Genomic DNA, 23694 nt, shown 5'->3' with positions numbered 1-23694 from the left:
GTCCACCGGTAGGACGTGGTGAGTGAAACGAACCGCATCACTACAGTCTGCGCATCCCACAAAGGGTTAATCGGAATAGCTGAATGGTTGCGAATAATGTAACACACCCACTCACAGGCGAAGGGTGGTAACCGGAGCCATTCCAGTAATCAGGGAAGAAATGGGTTCATGACACCCATGGGGCGGGACATTTGCCGCACATTCTCCCGCATGATCGAAACATTGCCGGTCATGTGGCCCGTCCGTTGCTCGATATTGAGCATGCCCTGTTTCATCAGCTCCATGTCCTGGCTGATAGCATCTACTTCAACCACCATGCCGGCCATGGAGGCGGCGATCTCCGGCAGATGCCGGGATATGCCCGCGGTGTGCGTATTGATACTGTCCATGTATTGGATACTGTTGCCGATGATCTGAACATGCCCGGCGATCCCCGTCATATCACCGGTTATCTGCCGCAGGTTGGTATGCATCGAGCCCATGTTGTAGACGATGCCATTCAGGTCTCCGTGCAGCACCTTGACGTAGTAAACATTGAACACAGCGAGCACCACCAGCAACAGGGAGATGACAATGGTGACGACGTTGGTGATCCAGAAGTGGCGATGCCGCTCATCCAGGTGCAGCTGGGTCTCCCGCCCGAGCCGGGCAACCACCTCAACCAATACGCGTCTTGGATCGTCTGCCATTGTACTGCTCCTGAATCAGGGGAGTGGGATCATCCGGTTCATGCTGCGCGCCGGCTGACCCATCCGGTGCACCTCCTGTCCGAGACCATAAACCTCAAGATCCATCTGGCTGATGATCTGGGAGATGTTGTCCACATTGCTCCTGACAGTGGTGAGATTGCCGCTGATCTGCTCCACTGATCCGCGCATGGTGGTCAGATCTGTTGCAATAACGGCCATTTCCTGGTCCATGGTTCGGGTATGGCTGTCCATCTGTTGCAGCAGTGCGACTTGTTTTTCCATTGAGCCTACCGCCTGCTTGATGGCGGTCATCTGTGTTGTCACCGAGGTAAAGTCGTGGTTCATTTCAGTGACCACGGCAGAGATGCGGGTGATCTGGGAGGAGAGTGTGAGTAGCAGAATGAGTATCGAAGCGGCAATCAGGCCAAGGATAACCAAACCGGTACGTATGCTGTAATTGAGGCGATCGGCCAGCCGGTTCTTGATATCAATCTGGCTGAGAATAATGCCTTCGAATGAGCTGACAGCGCGCATGAACTGCTGCTGCAGAATGGTGTCGTCACCGCCCGGGCTGTTATTGGTCTTCTGTTCAGCCATAGATCGATTGTCCGTTTGATATTAGTCAAAGCATATCGAAACGGGGTCGCGGTTGCCAGAGAATCCTGATAGGACCACACCTGAATCGCTGTTTTTATTGGTGTCGCCGGTCTTCCATATATGTGGCTTTTCGGTGCTTTAAAATGGCTTATGCCGATCTTGCTCCGTGATCAAACAAAGCGAACCTTTGATAGATTTTTTTATACACTGTTTTCCATATTCAATGTGTGGTTATGGGCTGGATAACATTAATTCATCCCTGTTTCCTTAAATCCCCTTTGGCATCTTCTATGCTTAATAGGCAAGGCGGTTACGCAGCCGCGTGTTGATGGCGGGCATCCCGTTGGCAGAACCTCAGGAGAGCTGAATATTGGACGGAATTTTTATCAGCTATCGACGTGAAGACTCTGCCGGCTATGCCGGCAGATTGTACGACAGGCTTGCGGCGCACTTTGGTGTCGAACGGGTCTTCATGGACGTGGAGGGGATCGCTCCCGGTACCGATTTTGTCGACGCCATAGAACGTGCCGTGACCTCCTGCAAAGTGTTGATCGTGCTGATTGGCAACGAATGGACGGGTATCGTTGACGGCAGTGGCCGCCGCAGGCTGGATGATCCCAACGACTTTATTCGTCTCGAGACCTCTACGGCACTTAAACGGGATATCCGTGTTGTTCCGGTACTGCTGGAAGGCGCGCAGATGCCGCGAGTGGATGAACTGCCCGATGAGTTGTCTTCTCTGAGTCGTCGGCAGGCCATCGAGATCAGTCATAAACAGTGGGAGGCAAGTACCGGTAACCTGATTGAGGCACTGGATAAAATTTATTTTCCGGACACCTCGACAGTAACACCACAAGTTACTACCACCACCGGTCAGGAAGATTCATCCCGATCGCACGCCAAGCGTTGGGGGCCGTGGCTGGCGGTCGGCCTGGTTGGCGTGGCCCTGGCAGGGGCCTGGGTGGCAACCCGCTGGCTGATGCCGGAAGAGACCTTCACTGCTACACCCGTTGCACCGATTACCCGACCTGCCGAGGTGCCAATTGCCGCATTGGAACACAAGCCGGAGTCGGCACAACTGTCCGGGGCCGAACCGGAGCCTGAAGCTACAAGCGCACCAGAGCCAGAACCTGTAGCCGAGCCTGAACCTGCTCCCTCACTGGAGACTGAGCCTGAACCCGTGCAGCTGGTTGGCCGACTGGATGTCCAACCGCATCGGATTGATTACGGTACCATTACCCTGGGTGCATCCGGTATGGCCAGTATCACGCTGACCAACAGTGGTGATGCCGATCTGGCTGCTCCTCGGATTGGGGGCGTTGAAGCGGCAGATATCACCCTCGATAACCGGTGTCCCGATAAACTGGTACCAGACGAAAGCTGTGTGGTCGGGTTGCGTTTTGAACCACGGCGTGCGGGTCCGTTGAATATCGAGTTGAGTATTGGGCGGGTTGATGACACTCCCATTACCATTTTGTTGACCGGCAAAGTGGTGGAAAAAACCTTACCCGTACCCAGTACGCCAATAGTGGAGTCCACTCCACCACCCGCCAAGCCGCCACCGGAGCCGCCGAAAGCCAGCCCTCCGCCAGCACCAAAGATTCTCAATTTCACCAGCAAGGTGAGCGGCAGTGCGGCCGAACTCTGCTACCGGGTCGCCAATGCGGAGCGCGTCACTATCACACCGCGGCCGGGTCGCCTGAATAATCCGCAGAGTGGTTGTGTGACTGTTCGCCTCAAAGAGCGAACGACTTTCAAAATAGTGGCCCGGGGGGCAGACCGCAGTATTACGGATAGCCTGGTGGTGGTGCCCGAGTCACCGGTAGCGGCACCCGCCGCCCCGGAGGTCATTCCAGCCAAGCCCGAACCCAAGGCTCTGGTCAATAGCAGACTGCCCAATGTGCGTGACCGGTGGACCTATCGAGTGCGTGGGCAATGGGCGTCTTCGCCAAGGCGCACCATTGAGGTGTCAGCACTTTCGGTGAATTCCGACGCAGTAGAAGAGCTGCTATCACAGGTTGAGGCCGAGTCGCGCAAGACACTGGCTCAGCGGCATGTACGCGGGCCAGTTGCCTATATGACCCAATCGCCCATACTCGGTACCGAGTTCAGTCCTTACCTGGCCGCCTTTGGTGGTGTTGACTCCAAGTCGAGCTGGAAGGGAATCCCCACGCCCGATACCAATAATTTCTGGACCAAATGGTACAGTACCGGAGAGGTGGAGGGACACGAATCAGTGACCGTACCCGCGGGTACTTTCGATGCGATAAAACTGGAGATATGGAGCGCTCGGACCGCCTCCGGCAGCCAAACGGAAAGGGATTCAGAACCGGTGCGGATACAATACAACATCTGGTATGCGGCGGAGATCAAGCGTTATGTGAAGATGGTGCGCACCACCACGGCCGCTTCGGGACAACGGATGAATACGGATACCTTTGAACTGGTCGCGTACCGTCAGCAATAAGAATGAGCGGCGTGATAGACTCGTGAAGCAGAAATGGTCTGTGAACTTCTGCGAAGATGACCGCCCCTTAAATACCGCTCAAGCAGAAAAGGTTCCCGTTTGCGCAGAAAGAATCATTGAAAAATGAAAAGGGACATTCAAGCCGAATAACGCGCTTTTGCCTCACGTGCCGCCTTAACCTCATCCGGATTGTATGCCTTGCCGGACCAGAGCATCGAATAGACGATCTCCTCGTTGCCGTTTTCGCAAAGTTCCAGCACCTGTTGAAACAGTGGCTGAAAACTGTCGCTGCGGTGCGAGCGCTCATGTTCCTGGAAACTGTCCCAGAAGGTCACGATCAAGGCTTCCCGGTCTTTCAGGTCGCTATCCACCGCCTGGCCGATGGTAGAACCCTCATTGGATATCTGGCCGCTGTTAAGGGCCACAAAACCGCCCACAAAACCCTGGTCAGAGTGATAGGTTTTTACATTTTCACACAGCACGGCTACCCGCTCCTGCAGATCGTCCACACTGTATTCAGGTTTCAGAATCACCCGGTTTACCGTAATAATCCCGCTCTGAGGAAAGTTAGCGATTAGATCATTCATGACAACCTCGCGATTGATTCAGATTTAAAGACTGGTCATCTGTTCTCATCGGTACCTTTGACTGTGCTGGTTGAACCGGCCATCCGCACGGTTTATGCAGATTCAGTCCTGAACAGCGCATTCCGATCATCTGGAGAAAGTACTTCCTGATGTTGGCATCGAAGAGATATCAGAACCATCAGTTATAAATATAAGAGAGTTCTGATATTTATCAAACGATATTTATTCGTAATTGATATCGTATATTTCGATATTAATCAGGGGGTGAAAAGGGGATTGGTGTGTCTTGGCATTGGCCGGAGCGATCCGCTATGCGGGCGAGGGACACTACAATAAACATCTCTGTATGGAAATTTTCCCGCGTCATCCGCCAGTGGCGGTTCAGTTTCGTAATCGATATCGACCTGGGGAGTGTGGTGGCTGGTACTTGCTTAAAGAAAGCTACCCCCGCTCCAATCGTTTGATCCGTTCCCAGCGTTGCAGGGCAGCGCGCCGACTCTGGTTCAGGTCAACGATGGGTCGGGGATAGTCGATGGGGCCGTCAGTGTCGAGGCGACCGTTGTGCAGAACGGCCTTGTCGGCACCTTTGAGCTCCGGCAACCAGCGCTGGATATAGCCGCCGGCGTCGAAGTGTTCGGCCTGCCTGGCCGGATTGAAGACCCGGAAGTAGGGGGCGGCGTCAACCCCGCAGCCGGCGGTCCACTGCCAGCCGAGGCTGTTGTTGGCCAGGTCGGCATCCACCAGGGTGTCCCAGAACCAGCGGGCACCTTCCCGCCAGTGGATGCCCAGGTTCTTGGTCAGGAACGAGGCGACGATCATGCGTACCCGGTTGTGCATCCAACCGGTGTGCCAGAGTTCTCGCATGCCGGCATCCACAAGCGGGATGCCAGTCTCGCCCCTTTGCCATAGGCCGAGCAGTTGCTCCTGCTCCTCACCCTTAGGCCAGGCCGATTTTTCGAAGCGCCGGTCGAGCGATTCATTGGCGCTGTGGGGAAAGTGGTGGAGGGTGTAGTGGGCGAATTCACGCCAGCCGAGCTGGCTGGTGAAACGGTCCAGATGACGCCCCAGCACCGGTGACTGATCAGACTGCTGTTGCAAACTCCAGAGGATCTGCCGCGGTGAGATCTCGCCAAAGTGCAGGTGGGGCGAAAGGCGCGAGGTGCCTTCGCTACCGGGGAAATCCCGTTGATCTTCATAGTCGGGAAGGCGGTTCTGGAGGAAGCGGGTCCATCTGTCCAGGGCACCTTGCTCTCCCGGTTGCCAGGTGGCTTCCATACCCGCGTACCATTTTATCCTGGGTAGCAGGTCAAGCGTGTTGATGTCGAGGTTGGGATGATTTTGTGGCGGTGTTGGTATCCGGGTGATGTGGGACAGGGGTGGCGTCAGTGCTTGCGCCTTTTTTTGACACGCCTTCCAGTAGGCGGTGAATACCTTGTAAGGGGTGTCCTGTCCGGTCAGGATGCTGGCCGGTTCACTCAGCAGGTTGCCATTGAACGAGCGGCAGGTGAGGCCTGAGTCGGTCAATTCGCGCTTGATCCGGCTGTCCCGTGCGATGAACGCCGGTTCATAGCGCCGGTTCCAGAACAGATGGGTTGCCCCAGTCTCATGAGCGAGAGACTGAAGTATCGCCAGTGTTGGCCCTTTGACGATGATCAGGTTTGATCCGTACCGTCGCAGATCATATTGCAGTGCCCGGAGGCTCTGATGCAGCCACCAGTTACTGGCACTGCCGGGTACCCAGGGAGCTTCCTCTTCAGGTGCGTGTATGTAAAGTGGGATCACCCGGGCGCACTGCTCCACTGCGGTGCTTAGGGCCGGGTTGTCAGTCAGGCGAAGATCCCTGTGGAACCAGACCAGTGCGGTGCCGGTTTTGCTCATTGGAATAGTCTCTCGTGTTATTTGCCGGCTGTCATCCGGCATTTTTGACGCTATCTGTTGAAAATTGATGGGGATAGTGGTGCGGAAATAACAATGCGACCTATTAGTCCGCCCCGACTAGATAATCCACCAGGTCACCAGGCTGATCAGGCAGGCCAGCACCAGATTCATCACCATGCCTGCGCGCATCATCTGGCTCTGGGGGATGTAACCGGAACCGTACACGATGGCGTTGGGCGGGGTTGCCACCGGCAACATGAAGGCGCAGGAGGCGGCAATGGCAATGACTACCGCCATGATGGTGGCGGAGATGCCCATCGCCTCGGCAATGGAGGCGAAGATCGGCACCATCAGGGCGCTGCTGGCGGTGTTGCTGGCGAACTCGGTCAGTATCACCATGAAGAGCACGATCACCAGCAGGAGCAGAAGCAGCGGTGCCCCCTGCAACAGGCCGGCGGCCCCCTCGGCCAGGAATACGCTGGTGCCGGTCTCCTTGAGCAGGGCGGAGAGGGTGAGGCCACCGCCAAACAGCAGCAGTACACCCCAGTTTGCGGAATTCTCGATATCCCGCCACTCCACCAGCCGCAGGGCGGCGATCAGGACGATTGCCATGATCGCCACCAGTGAGTCAAAGTTGGCGTCAATTCCGAGCCATTGGGATAGGGGGCGGCTGGTCAGCCAGAGCAGCACGGTGAGCAGGAAGACGCCCAGTGTCAGCTTCTGTTGCCGCGTCAGGCGCCGATTATCCGGAGTTCCGGCCGGTGGTTTCAGTCGCAGTGTCAGGTCGGGGCGGAACACCAGCCACAGCAACAGCAGCATCAGCGGCAGCAGGACGAGGACGACCGGTAGTCCGAAGCTGAGCCATTCAACGAAGCTGATGCCACTGGCTGCTGCCGCAATCGCATTGGGCGGGCTGCCGACCAGGGTGCCGATGCCACCTATATTGGCCGAGTAGGCGACGCCCAGCAGCAGGTACCAGTAGGTCGAGCGGTGGGTTTCGTAGGGCTGGGCCGCCAGCAGTCCGAGGGCCAGGGGTAGCATCATGGCGGTGGTGGCGGTGTTGGATATCCACATGGAGACAAAGGCGGTGGTGACGAAGATGAGTAGCGTGGCTCGCGAAAGCTCTCCGTGGGCTGCACGCATCACCAGCCCAGCGAGTCGCTCGTCAAGCTGCTGGCGGTGCAGTGCAGCGGCCAGGGCAAACCCGCCCATGAACAGGAAGATGATGGGGTGGGCGAAGTTTTTCAGCGCCTCGGTGGTGTCGAAGATCCCGCTGGCAACCGCCAGTATCGGTATCAGCAGGGCGGTAATGGTGATGTGGAAGGTCTCGGTGACCCAGAGCAGGGCAATGAAGGCGAGGATGGAGAGGCCAATGCGCAGGGGTTCTGCCAGATCGACACCCCAGTAGAGCGCCAGGGCGATCAGGGTTGCGCCACCCAGCGTGATCCAGCGTTGATCCATGTCCTTCTCCCGTTATCTGTTTTTTCGTTATCGTTCTATTGTGCCGTGATTGGAGATGGTTTTTAAGGGGAATAGAGTCCACATGTTGCGACAATCAGCCGTCGGTTGCCCGGCTGTCATGTTCGGCAATGGCATTCATGAAGGTATCACCATAACGCTCCAGTTTGGTTTGGCCGACACCGCTGATCTGCAGGAACTCGTCTGACTCGGTCGGCTTATCCCTTGCCATCAGCAGCAGTGCGTTGTCGCCAAACACCACGTAGGGCGGCACGCCGGCTTCATCCGCCAATGACTTGCGCAGCGCACGCAGCCGCTCGAACAGCACCTCATCGTAGGCGCCGATCTCGGCGGCCCCTTTGGGTGCCTTGGGCTTGCTCTTTGTCTTTTCACGAATGCGCGGCACGGCAAGCTGCAACGGCTTTTCTCCGCGCAATACCGGTCGTGCCGCGGGAGTGAGCCGCAGCACCGAGTAGTGCTCGATATCCTGCAGCAGGTAGCCGTGGTGAATCAGCTGACGGATCAGGCTGGACCACTCGATATCGCTCTTGTCGCTGCCGATGCCATGGGTGCTGAGTCGATCATGGCCGAGGCGGCGGATGCGTTCGTTGTCGGCGCCGCGCAGCACGTCGATGACATGGCGCATGCCAAATGACTGGCCGACCCGGTAGACGCAGGAGAGGGCCTTGCGCGCATCCTCGGTGGCGTCAAAGGTCTCGGGTGGATCAAGGCAGAGATCGCAGTTGCCGCAACCGCCCTCGAGCTGCTCGCCGAAGTAGTTCAGCAGCACCTGGCGGCGACAGGTGACGCTCTCGGCCAGGGCGATCATGGTGTTGAGCTTGTGCAGTTCGATACGCACCCGCTCCGGATTATCGCCGCCCTCCACCAGCTGGCGCACCAGCACCATGTCCTGGGCACCAAACAGCAGCAGCGCCTCGGCCGGCAGGCCGTCACGGCCGGCCCGGCCGGTCTCCTGGTAGTAGCTCTCGATATTTTTCGGCAGATCGTAGTGCACCACGAATCGCACATCGGGCTTGTCGATGCCCATGCCGAAGGCGACCGTGGCAACCACGATGTCGATCTCGTCGCGCAGAAACTGCTCCTGCACCCAGTGACGCTGTTCGGACGAGAGCCCGGCGTGATAGGCGGCGGCGCGAACGCCCTTCTCGTAGAGCTGGGCTGTGAGTCGCTCCACCCGCTTGCGGCTGAGGGCGTATATGATGCCTGACTCTTTCGGGTGGTTAGCGAGAAACTGACGCAGCTGGTTGAACGGGTTGTGTTTCTCCAGTACCGAGTAGCGAATATTGGGACGGTCGAAACCGGTGATATGGCAAGCTGCCTGCTCCAGCTTCAGCACCCGCAAGATATCCTTGCGGGTCTGCGGATCGGCGGTTGCTGTCAGGGCGATCCGGGGGATGCCGGGAAACAGCGTCTCGAGCTGGCCCAACTGGGCGTACTCGGGACGGAAGTCGTGGCCCCACTGGGAGACGCAGTGGGCCTCGTCGATGGCGATCAGGGCGATATCGATCTGCCGCAACCGTTCGATGAAATCCGCCCGCATCAGCCGCTCCGGGGCGATGTAGAGCAGCTCCAGTTCGCCGCTGTGCAGTTGTGCCAGGACCTGGCGGGCGTTATCGGATGACAGGGAAGAGTTGTAGAAGGCGGCCTTGACCCCGTTTGCCCGCAGCGCATCGACCTGGTCCTTCATCAACGAGATCAGGGGTGAGATGATGATACCAACGCCCGGACGCAGTAGCGCCGGAATCTGATAGCAGAGCGACTTGCCACCGCCGGTGGGCATCAGTACGAAGGCGGACTCTCCCCCGGTGAGCTGTTGGATGATCTGGCGCTGATGCGGGCGGAATTCGCTGTAGCCGAAGACACGGCTGAGGGTTTCGGTCAGTCGGTCGGCCGTGGTGGGGGTTGGGTTCATCGGGGCATTCTAAAGGCTGCGGTGGGTTGTCACAAATGCAGGATGATTGAGATGGCAGGGGCAACCACAGGGGCTTGCCCCTACAGTGCGCCTTGACGGAATGAGGGAAAATCATGCCTTATCCCCGCCGCGCAAATCGATATTTGGATCCACCGAGCGCAGGTGCAGATCCCGTTGCGGGAACGGGATTTCGATGCCGCCCTTGGCCAGCGCCTTGTTCAGGGACATGTGCAGGTCGTGCAACAGGGGCATGCGCTTAAAGTTGTCACTGACAAAGACGCGGATGTCGAAGTTCAGAGAGCTGTCGCCGAATCCAGTAAAAAAGATGGTGGCCCTGGGTTCCTTCATGACATCAGGATGACTATCCACTACTTCGGTCATGATCTGCAGGGCCCGGTCGGTGTCCGAGCCGTAGGCGATGCCCACCTTGATAACAAGGCGGGTGATCGGGTCCGACAGGGTCCAGTTAATCAGTGGATCGGTGATGAAATTCTTGTTGGGGACCACCAGCTCCTTGTTGTCCCAGTCGGTGATGGTGGTGGCGCGGATACGGATACGCGAGACGGTACCGCTTATGTCGCCGATGGTGACGGTGTCGCCGATGCGGATGGGCCGTTCGAACAGGATTAGTATGCCCGAGAAGAAGTTGGCGAAGATCTCTTTAAGTCCGAAACCGAGGCCGACACCCATGGCGGCAACCAGCCACTGAACATCATCCCACCTCAAGCCGATCAGATTCAGCACCAGCAGACTGCCGACACCGTAGATGGTATAGCGGCTGATCGTGGAGACGGCATACCGGGTGCCCAGATCCAGGCTCAACGGCTGCAATACGGCGATCTCCAGCAATCCCGGCAGGTTGCGCCCGGCAATCATGGTGAGGGCCACCGCCACCAGCGCCGCCAGACCCTCCCAGAGGGAGATATCCGAGATCTGGCCACCGCTTTCAAACTGCCACAACACCACGTTGTTCAACCAGCTCAGGGCCGGTGTCAGCTGTTCCCATATCAGGTAGATCAGGACGGCAAACAGCAGGGTGGTGCCCACCCGTAACAGGCGACGTGTCTGCTCGTTGATGGTGGCCAGGTTGACCGCCTCGAATTCAGCCAGTTCCGGCACTCCCTCGCCGGCCGCCTCGGCGGCCTCCTTGGCAACTTTGGCTTCCTGTGCCGCCTGTCGTTTGGCCCTTGCCCGCGCGAGTGCCAGGCGTCGTTCCGCCACCAGTAGCCAACGCGCCAGCAGGTGATAGACCAGGAAGATGAGTATCCCGGAGATCATTGAGACAAACAGCATGCGCTCCAGGTTGAGAGCGCTGAAGTAGTAGCCTTCAATGGCCAGTATCGCCAGACTCAGGTTGGTGAGCATGGCCGCCGGATACCAGAGCCTGCTCAGGTCACTGCGGCAGTTGTTTCCGTCGGTCGCCAGGAAGCCGGTCCAGGGATTGAGCATGCGGTGGAAAAACAGCGCGGTAACCAACAGACCGGCGATAAATGCCAGTCGCCCCAGTGAGTTGATATAGGCGTCATTCTCTACCCACTCGAATACGCCGACTGTAAAAGCGAGCGGAACCAGCGCCGCCACCAGCCAGCGCATATGGCGACGGAACATCTTTCCGTGCGCAGGGTTCCAGCGGAAGTGCACCTCTGCCAGACCGTTTTTTATGAACAGGTAACGCACGATTTGAATAATGAAAAAGAACACCGCCACACGTCGCAGACCGATGGATACAGCCACGATAAATGCGTGGTCGGAGCCTTTGGTGAGCCACCACCCCAGCGCGGCCATCAGCAACGGCCAGGGCAGGGCCAGCAGCAGGGTGATAACAAATGCATTGACCGTATTCTGAAAACTGTCTTTGGCGACGTTGCCAACGGCCGGTGCGATCTGGGCCAGCCGCTGACGCATTTTCCTGCGGTTGGCCAGCAGCAGACCGAGGACAATTATCAGTATGATTACCCGGTAGGGGTAAAGCTTTAGACCGTTGACGATGCCTTCAGCCGCATTGCTCCAGTTTGGGGCGGAGAAGAACCAGCCGATGCCCTCTATTGCATTGTTCAAAGTAGCCGCCGTCATGCGGTCGGTGGAGGGGATCCAGAGCAGATGTCGGTCAAGCAGCTCGCCATATTGGGCCACCCGGTCATAGAGTTGCAACTGCTCGGCGCTGAGGTCGGCCTGTGCCTTCTCGTAGCGCCCGTAGGCGGTTTTGAGTTTGTCCAGGAGCACCAGGCGGTCGTACAGCAGTTGTTTCAGTTCACTGCGGATCTGTTTCCACTCCTCGGCGGTCAGATCATCGGGCTGGGTTTCGTTAATCAGGTCATACCCGAGCTCTGCCTGTAGCTGTTGCTGCCGATCCTCGATCTGAAAGGATTCTAATCGTACGGTGGCGATCTCGGCGCGTCTCTTTTCCACGCTATTCTGGATATCCGCCAACCTGGGCAGATTACTGCGCTGTTTCTGCAGCACGCGTCCCGGTTGCTCATCCAGGCCACCGATATTAATCTGTTGCTGAACCCGCTCCTGGCTCTGCCGGATAGCTTCTTTACGGGCTACGGTCTTCTCCAGTTCCAGCGTCACCGCTTCGGTCTGTGTGGCCAGCTGAGTCAGTTTCTGGCTGAGTGCGGTATTATTGTTGGCGTATTGCTGGATCAGCGGGTGTTTACCGGCCGCCTCCTGTTGCGCGATCTCGGCTTGCTGCTGTGCCTGCTGTGCCTCTTGCGCTTGCAGTGAGGAGACCCGTTCCTGAAACTGCTGCATCCGCGCATCAGCCTGCTTGAGCCTGGTCTGAGCCAATTCAATTTGCACGGCCAGCTGGTCCATACGATGGGTGTGGCTGAGACGTTCCATCTGCAGCCGGTTGATCTTGTTCTTTAACTTTGACTGAGTGGCCAGCAGGAGCTGTTTTTGGGGTGATTGGAGCCGATTCGCACTGTCTCCACTCAGCCGTTGTTCGATCTCCTCCAATTGCCTTTTGGCATCAGCCAGCTCTTTCCCGGACTGCTCGGGCCGGACACGCTGTATGGCGCGCTGTTCTTCCAGATCCTGCAGTTGAGTCTGGGCCAACTGGCGATCCGACTGAGCCTGGTTATAGCGCCGGGTCAGCTCCTCAACCGTCAGATTGACCGGCAAGACGAACGGCTTGCTCTCATTGACAAACCGGGCGAGGGAATTTCTCAGTTCCTTGAGCTGTTGTTCGGCGTTGTCGACGGTCTGCCTGTAAAGGTCGGCCTGCCTCTGCTCACCCTCCGCCTGTTGTAGCTGTTCCAGGATCCGGCGGTAACTTTCCAGTTCCTTAGTGTCGGCGCCCTCTTGCCCGGCGACGGCTTCCAGTTCGGTGATTTTTGCCCGGGTACTCTCGATGCTTGGGGTGGTTGATCCCAGTGGCCCGGTCTGGTTGGTTTCATTCGCCGCAATAGCGGGCAGCGTCACGGCCAGGCAGAACAGGATCATCGGCAGCATCCTGGTCAGCGGCCGAAAGTGGATCAAGTGGTTCAGCACAGATCTCCCCGGAGGTTCTCTTCTTTGTGGCTCATGTTGGCAGATACCGACCCGTCCCGGGTCGGTTAGTTCAAAATCCCATCCCCCGGGTTTGCTGTCAACAGAAACTGTCGCGCTATATGAAGTGCAATCCAATCATGTCGCCAGAGAGAGACAGAGCCGGCTGGTTGGCTGAAAAGGGTTGCCCCAATACGATTTGGCCCGGTAGCTGTTTTGTGAGGATCAGCCTTCCCCGTGGGCATGCTGATGTTCGGGAATGCTACCGTCGTGGTCGTGTCCGGCATCAATGCCGGCGGCATGGATATGCAGATGGGAATGGGTATGAACGTGCGGATGGCTGTGCATCAGCCCTTCGATCAGGGTGCCGTCCTGGATCATCACGGCGCGGGTGGCCAGCCGTTCCACCAGTTTGCGGTCGTGGGAGACAAATACCATCGCCTGGGGCAGTGACTCCAGATGCTCCAGCAGTCGCTGCTCGGCTTTTTCATCGAGTCCGTTGGTCGGTTCATCCATCAACAGCGCCTGTGGCTGCATGGCCAGCACCGTGGCCAGTGAAATCATCCGTTTCTCACCGCCTGAGAGTTTGTGGGTGATGCGATCAGCGTAGCGTGAGAGCCCGAGAGAGCTCAGCACCTGTTCGGCGATCGCCTTTGCCTCGCTCTCCGGCTTGCCCAGGTTACGCGGGCCGAAGATGACATCCTCCAACACTGTGGGGCAAAACAGCTGGTCATCGGCATCCTGAAACAGCAGTCCCGCCTTGGCCCGCACCTCCCGGAAGTCCTGCTCGCTGCGGCGCTCGCGGCCAAAGGCGTGGATGCGCCCGCGGGTGGGATTGTGCAGTCCCACCATCAGTTGCAACAGGGTGGTTTTACCGGCGCCGTTCTCGCCCAGCAGGGCAACCCGCTCACCGGGGTGGAGATGAAAACTTACGCCGGACAGCACCGGATGGTTCGGATAGCCAAAATTGATATCCTGCAACGTGATCAGCGCTTCATTCATAAAGTTTGCTCCAGCAGTAGCAGTGTGCCCGAAAGGCTGAGCGAGAGGAGCAGAGCCAGTGTGTCATACCGGCTCCAGATATTTTGCTTCACCAGATAGAGCCGTCCATTGAAACCACGGCATTTCATGGCGGCCAGAATCCGCTCGGAGCGCTCCAGGCTGCGCACCAGCAGCATACCCACCAGCCAGCCGAAGGTTCGCCAGGTATGCCGATTGCTGCCGGCGACGAAGGCGCGTGCGCGCATCGCCAGACGCAGGCGCCGATATTCGTCAAACAGGACGCCGATGTAGCGCACGGTAAATAGAAACAGATGGATCAGTTTATCGGGCAGTCGCAGCTGTCCCAGGGCGTGACCCAAAACCACCGGCTCCAGGGTACCGATCAGGGCCATCAGCAGAATCACAATGGCATTGGCCCTGAGCACGATCTGCAGGGCCCGCTGCACTCCCTCGATGCTGGCGTTGAACGGCCCCAGGGTGAATAAGCTTTCGCCGGGCACGGAAAAAGGCAGCATGACCAGCAGTACGATCATGAACCCCTCCATAACCAGGAGCCGTTTCAGCAGCAGCGATCCACTCAGGCCGATCCACCATGCCATGCCCAACGCCAGCAGCAGGGTGAGCAGCAACAGCGGGATCAGGTGTAGGGAAACCACGGTCATTGCGAACAGCAGAGCGGTAATCAGGCGCAGGCGCGGATCGAACTGCCTCAACCTGTCATTTCGAGATTCTTTTTCAATGAGGGTCAGTTGCATTATTTTTCCGTTCGCGCTGCCTGCCGCGCCACCAGAGGGCAATACCGGCGAGACCGAAAATAAAGCCGACGCCGCCGAGTATATCGCTCAGGCGCGCCCGGTCTTCGCTACGTTGCAGCGCCTCACGCAGGGGGCCGATCTGCCGTGCCACGGCCCGCTCGATCAATGCTGCCAGTTGTGGGGCGGGCAGAGCAGGGAGGGTGTTGACCGGCTTAACCGCCTCCTGACCACCGCCGGCCGTGGCGGCACCGGCAGGGAACGCCTGGCTGAACTCGTCCGCCCGGATTAGCCACTCTGCGCGGTGGCCCTCGCCGGTATCTGCCCGAATATGGTATTCACCCGGGGTGGCCGGGGTGTAGCTGAAACCGCCCTGTGAATCGGTTTTCAGACTGACAAGCTGTTGATTGTTGCGGTCGCTGATGGTGATCGCCAGGCCGGCGGCATTGGTGCCTCCGGCAAAGTAGGCAGAGCCGTGAACGCTGGCTCCCTCGACATAGGCAAACAGTTTCAGCAGGTGCGCCTCTGCGGTGCCGTTCAACAGCAGCAGGAGTGGGAGAATCAAGTGCAGGCGTGACATCAGTTCACTCTGGAATGGTGATCAGTTCTGGCGCCACCTTGAGGATGAACCCCAGGGTAAAGCCGGTGACAGCCGCCTCGGCGATCATCAGTGGTGTGTAGGTGGCAAGCACGACTTTGGCGGCCGGCAGGAAATCGGCACTACTCAGGCCGAGGCAGAGACTGACCAGTGTGCCGGTCAAGAGAACGCCCACTGCACCGCTTACAGCTCCCCAGATCAGGCTGAATCTGCCGTCGGAACGCCTCAGCGCCGGACCCAGAAGGGCAGCGCATAGCAGCGCTGGGAGGGCGATATTCATGGTATTCACCCCCAGCACCAGCAGACCGCCATAACCGAAAAATACCGCCTGCATGATCAGCGCAACAAAAATGGCGGGCACCGCTGCCCAGCCCAGGATCACCCCCATCAGACCGTTTAGTATTAGATGGACGCTGCTGGGGCCGACCGGCACCGAGAGCAGGGAGGCGATAAAAAAGGCCGCCGAGAGCACCGCCGCCTGGGGTATGCGGTCGAAGTCGAGGCGCCGGATCGCCGCCGCCAACAGGCCGGTGGTGACGACAGCGCCGGTGATCAGTACGGGCGTGGAGAGCACACCGTCAGGGATATGGGCCATGGTCGTGGCTCCTCAGTTATGGCATATCACGGGCAAAGACCCAGATCAGTGCCCCCTGTTCCACCGGCACGGCCTCCCCGGCGGGATTGTTCAGCTTTTCCGGACCCTCCAGCAGCGCGGCGAAACCCCACCAACCGGCACGGGGCATCACATAGCTGAAGGTGCCGTTGGCGTCCGCCCTGATCACTTGGGTGACATAGGCGTCTGCCGGTGGTGTGACGCTGCCGTCATTCAGCCACTCGACCTCCACCTCGGCGAAGGGCACCGGCTGGCCGTTCCGCCTGACCACTCCCTGGAACAGATTGCCGGTCCAGAGCCCGAAGGGGCGGGTGAGTGGTTCGATCTCGACCGGAAAACCCACCAGCCTGTCCCAGCCGGTCTCCGCGGAGAAGGCGTCCACCACCACCTTGGTGTAGTGCTCAATCATCACCCCCTCGGCCGGTTCCCAGTACGGGGCGGGCTGCAGATAAAAAAGATAATCGCCGGGCCGGGTGAAACGGTAGTCGGCCCGATAGGCTGTTTCACCATTTATCTGGTACGGGGAGAGGGAGTCGTGCAGATTCTGGTGTCCACCGGGGCCCAGCACACCAAATTGCACCGGCTTACCCATCGCCATGGCGGGGCCCCGCTGCATCGGGTGGGTGAAGGCCATGTCCAGCCGGATGATGCGTGGGGTTGTCTCATGGACCAGGTCATGGGAGGGGATCAGCGTTTGGAAGTGTGCCGTGGCGAGTGTTGGAAACAGGGTCAGTACTGCCGTCAGAAATCGGGTAAGCCGTTTATACATTCGCAGACTCCGGTGAAGAAACTCGCCGGCACGACTGTGCCGCAGTACCCGGGTGAGTTATGAAATATTACAAAAAAATAATTCGTAATACAACTGCAGGGAAAGGGCAGGGTTATGGCTGTGGCGGTGGCTTCATGCCTGCTACGGTGCTTGCAGGCGGGTCCCGCCGCTGACGATTCCTCGGTTGTTGTCCCTGTCCGAAGATTCAGGTCTGGGGGTGGGTATGGCTGTGTTTGTGGGCGCCGCTGCCATGGTGGTGATGCTCCTGCTGTACCTCCACCGGAATTAGGTTGAGCTTGCCATGGCGCACACCCGGCTGGGTGATGACGGCATTGGCAAACTCTTCGACCTGTTTGGTGGGGCCGTTGACCACCACTGCCTCCAGGCAGTTTTCATGATCCAGGTGGACATGCAGGGTGGAGATCGAAACATCGTGATGGTGATGGTGGGCGTGAGTCAGTCGCCTGGCCAGCTCCCGTTCCTCGTGGTTGAACACATAGGTGAGGGTGCCGACGCAGTGGCCTGTGTCGGCATGCTCCATGCGATCCGCTTCCAGGGTGTCGCGGATCATATCCCGGATCGCCTCTGAGCGGTTCTTGTAGTTACGCCGTTTCAGGTACTCTTCAAACTGGCTGATCAGCTCCTCATCCAGGGAGATGGTGATGCGTTCCATTGGACTTCCTCGTGTTTTCGGCGTGCTATGCTCGAATCATCGCAGGAGATCCGCGCGGGGGCAAACATTCGCCGGATCGCTCGAATGCCCTAATGTCACAACAGATTCAGGAGCAACCCGGATGGGCCGGAAGTACAGAGAGATTCCGCAAAAGATGATCGATTTTATTCGTGACCAGAAGCTGTTTTTCGTGGCCACGGCGGCCGCCGATGGCCGGGTCAACCTCTCTCCCAAGGGGATGGACTCACTGCGGGTGCTGGATGAGCGGCGCCTGGTCTGGCTCAATGTTACCGGCAGCGGCAACGAAACGGCGGCCCACGTCCGGGAGTTTCCCAGGATGACCCTCATGTTCTGTGCCTTTGAGGGCAGTCCAATGATCCTGCGACTGTATGGCACACCCCGCGTGATTCATCCCTACGATACTGAATGGGAAACCCTCTACCCGCTGTTCAAGCCACTCTCGGGTGCTCGCCAGATATTCGATCTGACGGTGGAACTGGTGCAGACCTCCTGCGGCATGGGGGTACCGTTTTATGATTATGCGGGTGAGCGTGAACAGTTGACGGCCTGGGCGGAAAAGAAGGGTGAGGCGGGGATTCGTGACTACTGGCGGGAAAAAAACCGGCACAGTCTGGACGGCAAGGCGACCCATGTCCTGGAGCCGGAGAATTGATCAGCCGGTATCCGTAATGCCCTGCACCTTGAAGTCACCGGGGTTTGCGCTATTAGTTACAGGTAAGGGGAGCCGGACACGGGTGGAAACTCTGTATGGTACGTCTCCCCATGGTTGTTTTATGGCTCTTGTCGCTGTACGGCTGGTCGGCGGCGACCGCGGAGATCTCCAGAAATACCTATCACACCATTCTTGACGTGGTCGGCCGGACCTATGTTGCGGCGTTCAGTGAGCGTAACGAACGGTTGCGAATCGACCGGCTCTGGCAGGACGATACCAATCAGGCTTCAGCCTGGCGCGAGGAGGACCGGCGCGGAGAGATCGCGGTGCTGCGCATTCCCGGCGGGATCGCCCGCCAGCCGATTATCAATGCCGATGCTTTCACCCTGATAATCTGCCATGAAATCGGCCATCACCTGGCGGGACCGCCGGCGGTCTGGAAATACTCGGTGGAGGGGCAGGCGGATTACTTTGGGGTCTCCGATTGCCTGCGACGCGTGTTCCCGAAACTGCCGGAATACAGCGTGCTGCGAGAAGAGACCACGCCGGAGATCGTGATTGACCGCTGTCGGGGGGTATTTGATGACCGCGAGGCGCGGGCGCTATGCATGCGCTCGGCCATGGCCGGGGCGCGCCTGACCCGTTACTTCGCCCATAAACGGCATATCGGCTACCCGATGTTCGAGATGCCGGAACTGTCGATTTCGCAGCGGACCAATATGGGGCTGCCCAGTCCGCAATGCCGTCTGGATACCTATTTTGCCGCCGCCCTATGCGATCCGGAGAACCGTCGGTCAGCGGCTGATGCTCCATCCTGGCTCTGCACCCATCACCCGTTGCAGACCCACGGCGTGCGCCCCCGCTGCTGGTTCAGCGCCACCAATGGTGAGTAGATTTTCTATTCCCAGGCCTCAGGAACCCGACCCCGGCTGAATCTGTGGCAGGGATAATGCCCCTGGCGGGCTCATACCAACCCTTTCAGCAGTCCGATAGTACTGATCAACAGCAGGGCAGAGCCGAGCAGGCGGAAGAACAGCGGCGATTCCCGGTCGAGCATCCGCCGGTGCAGCCGCAATCCCAGCAGATGGCCGACCGTGGCGCAGGGCAGCAACCAGAGCTGGTGGATTAGCTGCAGGTCGATGCCGACGGCAATAAAGGCAGCCATCTTGATGGTCACCAGGATGAACCAGAGGACAAACAGGGTATCGCGCAACTGGTGTTTATCCACATGATTGGCGAATACGGCGATGATCAAGGGCGCGCCGATCAGTGAGGAGCCGCTGATGTAGCCACCCAGCATCAGGAACAGGGCATCCACCGCCTTGCTGTTGCTCTTGAAGGGGCGGTTCAGGATATAGCCGATGGCATATACGGCCACGATGGAGAAGATGATGCCGCTCATCACCGCCGGTGGCAGGGTGATCAGGCCGAATACCCCGAGCAGCTTGGGTATGATCATCACCGCCAGTGCATACCGCAGATAGGCCCAGTCGATACCCTGCCTGAAGGCCCCGCCGCTCGCCTTCGCCAAGCTTGACCGCCGCGCGTTCACCAGCACGGTGGAGGAGGAGAACACCAGCAGGTGAATGGCGATGATGGGCAGGAAGATCAATGGCTGGTTTTCAATCAGCAGCAGAAACGGCAGTGACAGGGCCGCCCCGCCAAAGCCCAGTCCCGAGCGCACGAAGCCACTCCAGACAAAGATCAGCGCGATCAGCAGGTATTGATAGGTTTCCAGTTCACTCATTGCCCGGATAATCCGCGGGGCGAGCAGGGTGAATATCGCATTATTTTCCCGGTTGATCAGTGGATGCGGTCGATGATGTCAGATCGTATAGTCGCTTGCGGGACCTATGATACGCCTTAGCTCGGCTGTTTTGTGCACGCCTGTTCCGTGCGATCAATGTCAACTATCCGGGGAAGAAACCGGGGTTGCGAGGTCGCACACGTCGGCATTTTGCTGATCCCTGTCAATTAAATCCGCAAATTACCGTAGGTCTCTACCGGTTTTATTAAAGTCCTCCAGCAGGTATCCGATAAGGGGAGTTATAACAAGCTGTGCTGAAACAGTGCCATTATGCGTGGTATCAGTCGGCCGCCACGTGACTTCCACGTCAGCTTTTTCAGGTTGTTATCCCGATAATGGACTACCTCTATAGCGAAACCTACATATGATCAAATCACTCTTCTTGCGCATGCGCAGCATACACTGGGTCGGTATTATTATTCTGGTGGCCAATGCCCTGGTCCTTACCGAAAATTTCTGGTCCATGGTGATCCAGCTGGTGGTGGCTGCGGTTGTCCTGGTACATGACCTGGATGAAAAACGCTGGGGTGTGGACGCCCTGAAACAGATGTCCCACTACATGGAAAACTTTGCCAGAAGGGATCTATCCCAGGAGTGCAAGGTCAACGCCAACTTCAATACTGAACTGGGACAGGTGCTGTCCGTCATTGACAGCTTCAGGCACAACATCCGTTCGGCGCTGCTGGAGACGAAACAGTTTGCCAGCTCGAATAAGAACGCGGTGCATGACATCAACCAGATGACCGGCGAGATCAATCAGCGCATCAACGGTATTGCCAAGTTGATACAGGAGGCTCACCAGGAACTGGCGGAACTGGACCAGATCACCGACAGCCTTGTTGTGGATGCGGAACAGAGCCAGACCCTGATCCGCAATGTCAGTGAACATCTCAACAAATCCCAGCAGGGAATCAGCGATTTTGGTGAGAAGTTGCGCCGCTATTCGGTCAGCAATCGTGAAATGGCCACGGAGATCGCCCAGCTATCCAACAACACCGATCAGGTCAAAGGGGTGCTGACGGTGGTCAACGGGATAGCCGAGCAGACCAATCTTCTGGCGCTGAACGCGGCTATCGAGGCGGCTCGTGCCGGTGAACAGGGCCGGGGGTTTGCCGTGGTGGCGGACGAGGTGCGGGGCCTGGCGGTGCGCACCCAGCAGAGCCTGGAGGAGATTCACCGGATTATCGCCGATATCACCCAGTCGGTCAGTACATCGACCAAAAAGATGGAGAGTCAGACCACCCTCCTGGAGGGTGTGATGCATACCATGGAGGAGACTATCGAAGTCATTAACGCCGCCACCACAGACGCCGCCAATGCCTCCGCTCAGATGGAACACACGGTCAAGATGTCTTCGCTGTCGCAAGAGAAGAATGCGCATATCGTGGATTGCGTGGCCCAGGTGAATCAGATTTCACAGGCCAATCTGGATGCCATATCGGAAATCAGTAGCCGTATCCAGGAACAGGAGTCAAAGGAAGAGACCATGCAGCTGAAACTGGCGGAGTTCAAGCTCTGATCGGGTATCCCGGGACCCGGCGTTGCCTGCCGCGACGCCGGTCCCTGTCAGTCATAACGCCCCATACCCCCCGGTGACTGGAAGTCGATCTGCGGTCCCTTGGGGATTATGCCGTTCGGGTTGATGGAGGGATGACTGGCGTAGTAGTGAGTCTTGATGTGATCCATGCTTACCGTCTCTGCGATCCCCGGTATCCGGTAGAGCGCACGCAGCCAGGCCCAGAGATTGGGGTAGTCGACGATGCGTTGCCGGTTGCACTTGAAGTGTCCGTAGTAGACCGCATCAAAACGCACCAGGGTGGGGAACAGCCGCCAGTCGGCCTCGCTGGGCCTATCGCCTATTAGCCAGGGGTTCTGCTCCAGCCGCGCTTCAAGCTGATCCAGTGCGTCAAACAACTGGTCGAAGGCTTTTTCATAGGCTGGCTGGGTTTTGGCAAACCCGGCCTTGTAGACGCCGTTGTTCACCCGATCGTAGACAAATTCATTGAGTTCGTCGATCCGGTTGCGCATTGGCTCGGGATAGAGATCCAGCTCTCCATCGCCCCAGGCATCAAAGGCGCTGTTGAACATACGTATAATCTCCGATGACTCGTTGTTTACGATCTGGTGGCGCTGCTTGTCATACAGTACCGGCACGGTGACCACGCCGTCATAGCCTGGTTTGACCTGCTCATAAAGCTGGGCCAGTTTTCGGTAGCCATGCACATGATCCACCGTGGCCCCGGGATAGCTGCCGAACAGCCAGCTCTCTTCGGGCATGACCGGATGCACCACAGACACCGAGATAACATCTTCCAGGCGTTTCAGTTTGCGAAAAATCAGGGTGCGGTGGGCCCACGGGCAGGCCAGTGAGACATAGAGATGGTAGCGCTCCGGCTCGGCCGTAAAGCCGCCTTCTCCACGCGGGCCTGCCGCGCCCGTGGGGGTCACCCAGTTTCTGAATTGGGATTCCCAGCGTACAAATTCACCTGTTTCACTGTTTTTCATCACTTCACCTATGCTGACGACCGCCAGGCCCCTGGGGCAGATCAAACAGCAGGATCTCCGACTCCTCAACACCGGTCAACTTCACCTGCGGCTCTTCAGACAAGGTGATGGCGTCGCCATCACCCAGGGTTTCGTTGTTGATTACCGCCTTGCCCCTGGCGATATGGACATAGACGATGCGTTCCGCCGCCAGTTCGTGGCACACCGATTTGCCCGGTTCCAGCAGGGTGCCGTAGATCAGGCCGTCCTGGTGGGCGCTGATGGAGCCGGCGCTGCCGTCTGGCGAGACCAGCAACTGGAGAAGGTTGCGGCGCTCCGAGGGGGGGAAGTGTTTCTGGGCATAGCCGGGTGTCACACCCTTACGGTTGGGCAGCAGCCAGATCTGCAGCAGATGTACCGGCTGCTGGTCCGAGTGGTTGAATTCGCTGTGCCGCACCCCGGTGCCGGCGCTCATGCGCTGAATGTCTCCCGGCCGGATGAGTGAGCCGTTGCCCATGCTGTCCTTATGTTCCAGTACCCCATCGAGTACATAGGTGACAATCTCCATATCCTGATGCGGGTGGGTGGGAAATCCGCCTGCCGGAGCGATCCGGTCGTCATTGATCACGCGCAGGATGGAGATCCCCATGTGGGCCGGATCATAATAATCGGCAAAGGAGAAGCTGTAATGCGTCTCCAGCCAGTCGTGATGCTGATAGCCACGGTCACTTGCTGCTCTGATCTGTTTCATTATCCAGACCTCATGTTGATGAATTAGAGTGTAGTTGCTGGGCTTCAGACAACCAATGCATGGCAAGGATAATGCCCCTGACGCAAAGCGGTTGATGGCCTGCCGGGCTTTATGTCAGCGGGACGATATGGGATAAATGCCCCACAGGATTGGAGGGAAGCGCATGGGATTCACCGATTATATGAAGGCACTGTTTGCCGACGCTGGCGAAAAGACGACGCAGCCGGTGGCCGCGGTAGCCTATAAGGGATTCGATATTCAGCCGGAGCCAATGGCCGATAACGGCCAGTTCCGGGTGCAGGGCTGGATTACCCGTGATGGGCAAACGCACCATTTTATCCGCGCCGATCTGCTGCCAAACCATGACCTGTGTGTGGAGGAGACCCTGCGCAAGGCGCGTGTGCTGATCGACCAGCAGGGGAGTGACCTGTTCAGATGAGCCGCTCCTGTGGATTGAAAGGTTGCCGTCGA

General features: G+C 58.2%; 21 protein-coding genes. 5 read left to right on the top strand and 16 right to left on the bottom strand.

Translation table 11 applies throughout. The features are described from left to right. Nucleotides 1–149: 149 nt before the first annotated feature. Both A3GO_RS0107125 and A3GO_RS0107120 read right to left on the bottom strand, forming a co-directional pair. The gene (locus A3GO_RS0107125; RefSeq protein WP_029132817.1) at nucleotides 150–689 is read right to left on the bottom strand and encodes a hypothetical protein; all 540 of its coding nucleotides are present in this window, start codon (nucleotides 687–689) and stop codon (nucleotides 150–152) included. Between the two features lie 15 nt (nucleotides 690–704). Beyond that, nucleotides 705–1286 (bottom strand): hypothetical protein, encoded by a 582-nt coding sequence (locus A3GO_RS0107120; RefSeq protein ID WP_029132816.1) that lies wholly within the window; start codon nucleotides 1284–1286, stop codon nucleotides 705–707. Nucleotides 1287–1656: 370 nt separating this feature from the next. Here A3GO_RS0107120 and A3GO_RS25250 point away from each other — a divergent pair, with 370 nt between their 5' ends. Continuing rightward, nucleotides 1657–3753 (top strand): TIR domain-containing protein, encoded by a 2097-nt coding sequence (locus A3GO_RS25250; protein WP_051301925.1) that lies wholly within the window; start codon nucleotides 1657–1659, stop codon nucleotides 3751–3753. 137 nt (nucleotides 3754–3890) lie between these two features. Here the strand turns inward: A3GO_RS25250 and A3GO_RS0107110 are convergent, their stop codons facing one another. From A3GO_RS0107110 to nikR, 11 genes are all read right to left on the bottom strand, one after another. After that, entirely contained in the window at nucleotides 3891–4340 is a 450-nt protein-coding gene (locus A3GO_RS0107110; RefSeq protein ID WP_029132815.1) for a hypothetical protein, read from the bottom strand. A gap of 441 nt (nucleotides 4341–4781) precedes the next feature. Further along, nucleotides 4782–6218 (bottom strand): cryptochrome/photolyase family protein, encoded by a 1437-nt coding sequence (locus tag A3GO_RS0107105; RefSeq protein WP_029132814.1) that lies wholly within the window; start codon nucleotides 6216–6218, stop codon nucleotides 4782–4784. Between the two features lie 117 nt (nucleotides 6219–6335). Next, complete coding sequence (locus A3GO_RS22930) at nucleotides 6336–7679, bottom strand: DASS family sodium-coupled anion symporter (protein WP_037374840.1); 1344 nt, start codon at nucleotides 7677–7679, stop codon at nucleotides 6336–6338. Nucleotides 7680–7773: 94 nt separating this feature from the next. Further along, the gene (recQ, locus tag A3GO_RS0107095) at nucleotides 7774–9609 is read right to left on the bottom strand and encodes a DNA helicase RecQ (protein ID WP_051301924.1); all 1836 of its coding nucleotides are present in this window, start codon (nucleotides 9607–9609) and stop codon (nucleotides 7774–7776) included. Nucleotides 9610–9720: 111 nt separating this feature from the next. Continuing rightward, the gene (locus A3GO_RS0107090; RefSeq protein ID WP_029132812.1) at nucleotides 9721–13056 is read right to left on the bottom strand and encodes a mechanosensitive ion channel domain-containing protein; all 3336 of its coding nucleotides are present in this window, start codon (nucleotides 13054–13056) and stop codon (nucleotides 9721–9723) included. A 270-nt stretch (nucleotides 13057–13326) separates the two neighbouring features. Then, nucleotides 13327–14103 carry an energy-coupling factor ABC transporter ATP-binding protein gene (locus A3GO_RS0107085; RefSeq protein ID WP_029132811.1) on the bottom strand — a complete coding sequence of 259 codons (777 nt, stop codon included), beginning with the start codon at nucleotides 14101–14103 and terminating at the stop codon, nucleotides 13327–13329. Next, entirely contained in the window at nucleotides 14100–14858 is a 759-nt protein-coding gene (cbiQ, locus tag A3GO_RS0107080) for a cobalt ECF transporter T component CbiQ (protein ID WP_029132810.1), read from the bottom strand. Before cbiQ ends, A3GO_RS0107085 begins: the two co-directional genes overlap by 4 nt. Next, complete coding sequence (locus A3GO_RS0107075) at nucleotides 14839–15435, bottom strand: carboxypeptidase-like regulatory domain-containing protein (RefSeq protein ID WP_051301923.1); 597 nt, start codon at nucleotides 15433–15435, stop codon at nucleotides 14839–14841. The genes cbiQ and A3GO_RS0107075 overlap by 20 nt, the downstream gene beginning before the upstream one ends. A 4-nt stretch (nucleotides 15436–15439) precedes the next feature. Further along, nucleotides 15440–16048 (bottom strand): cobalt transporter CbiM, encoded by a 609-nt coding sequence (gene cbiM / locus A3GO_RS0107070; protein ID WP_029132808.1) that lies wholly within the window; start codon nucleotides 16046–16048, stop codon nucleotides 15440–15442. 16 nt (nucleotides 16049–16064) lie between these two features. Continuing rightward, nucleotides 16065–16835 carry a DUF4198 domain-containing protein gene (locus A3GO_RS0107065; protein WP_029132807.1) on the bottom strand — a complete coding sequence of 257 codons (771 nt, stop codon included), beginning with the start codon at nucleotides 16833–16835 and terminating at the stop codon, nucleotides 16065–16067. 205 nt (nucleotides 16836–17040) lie between these two features. Next, nucleotides 17041–17508, bottom strand: coding sequence for a nickel-responsive transcriptional regulator NikR (gene nikR, locus A3GO_RS0107060; protein ID WP_029132806.1), 468 nt, complete (start codon nucleotides 17506–17508; stop codon nucleotides 17041–17043). A gap of 121 nt (nucleotides 17509–17629) precedes the next feature. Between nikR and A3GO_RS0107055 the strand changes: the two genes are divergently transcribed. Continuing rightward, nucleotides 17630–18181, top strand: coding sequence for a pyridoxamine 5'-phosphate oxidase family protein (locus A3GO_RS0107055; RefSeq protein ID WP_029132805.1), 552 nt, complete (start codon nucleotides 17630–17632; stop codon nucleotides 18179–18181). Between the two features lie 95 nt (nucleotides 18182–18276). Further along, the gene (locus A3GO_RS0107050; protein ID WP_029132804.1) at nucleotides 18277–19074 is read left to right on the top strand and encodes a hypothetical protein; all 798 of its coding nucleotides are present in this window, start codon (nucleotides 18277–18279) and stop codon (nucleotides 19072–19074) included. Nucleotides 19075–19145: 71 nt separating this feature from the next. On the opposite strand, the gene A3GO_RS0107045 is transcribed toward A3GO_RS0107050, so the two are convergent. Further along, nucleotides 19146–19928 (bottom strand): sulfite exporter TauE/SafE family protein, encoded by a 783-nt coding sequence (locus A3GO_RS0107045; RefSeq protein WP_029132803.1) that lies wholly within the window; start codon nucleotides 19926–19928, stop codon nucleotides 19146–19148. Between the two features lie 424 nt (nucleotides 19929–20352). Between A3GO_RS0107045 and A3GO_RS22925 the strand changes: the two genes are divergently transcribed. After that, nucleotides 20353–21507 (top strand): methyl-accepting chemotaxis protein, encoded by a 1155-nt coding sequence (locus A3GO_RS22925; protein WP_051301922.1) that lies wholly within the window; start codon nucleotides 20353–20355, stop codon nucleotides 21505–21507. Nucleotides 21508–21554: 47 nt separating this feature from the next. On the opposite strand, the gene A3GO_RS0107035 is transcribed toward A3GO_RS22925, so the two are convergent. Both A3GO_RS0107035 and A3GO_RS0107030 read right to left on the bottom strand, forming a co-directional pair. Continuing rightward, nucleotides 21555–22493, bottom strand: coding sequence for a glutathione S-transferase family protein (locus tag A3GO_RS0107035; RefSeq protein ID WP_051301921.1), 939 nt, complete (start codon nucleotides 22491–22493; stop codon nucleotides 21555–21557). 4 nt (nucleotides 22494–22497) lie between these two features. Beyond that, nucleotides 22498–23223 (bottom strand): pirin family protein, encoded by a 726-nt coding sequence (locus tag A3GO_RS0107030; RefSeq protein ID WP_029132801.1) that lies wholly within the window; start codon nucleotides 23221–23223, stop codon nucleotides 22498–22500. 163 nt (nucleotides 23224–23386) lie between these two features. On the opposite strand from A3GO_RS0107030, the gene A3GO_RS0107025 reads away from it, so the two are divergent. Then, nucleotides 23387–23662 carry an HlyU family transcriptional regulator gene (locus A3GO_RS0107025; RefSeq protein WP_029132800.1) on the top strand — a complete coding sequence of 92 codons (276 nt, stop codon included), beginning with the start codon at nucleotides 23387–23389 and terminating at the stop codon, nucleotides 23660–23662. Nucleotides 23663–23694 lie beyond the last annotated feature (32 nt).

Source organism: Sedimenticola selenatireducens DSM 17993 (genome assembly GCF_000428045.1).
Lineage (GTDB): Bacteria > Pseudomonadota > Gammaproteobacteria > Chromatiales > Chromatiaceae > Sedimenticola > Sedimenticola selenatireducens.
This window is presented reverse-complemented; position numbering and strand designations above follow the sequence as displayed.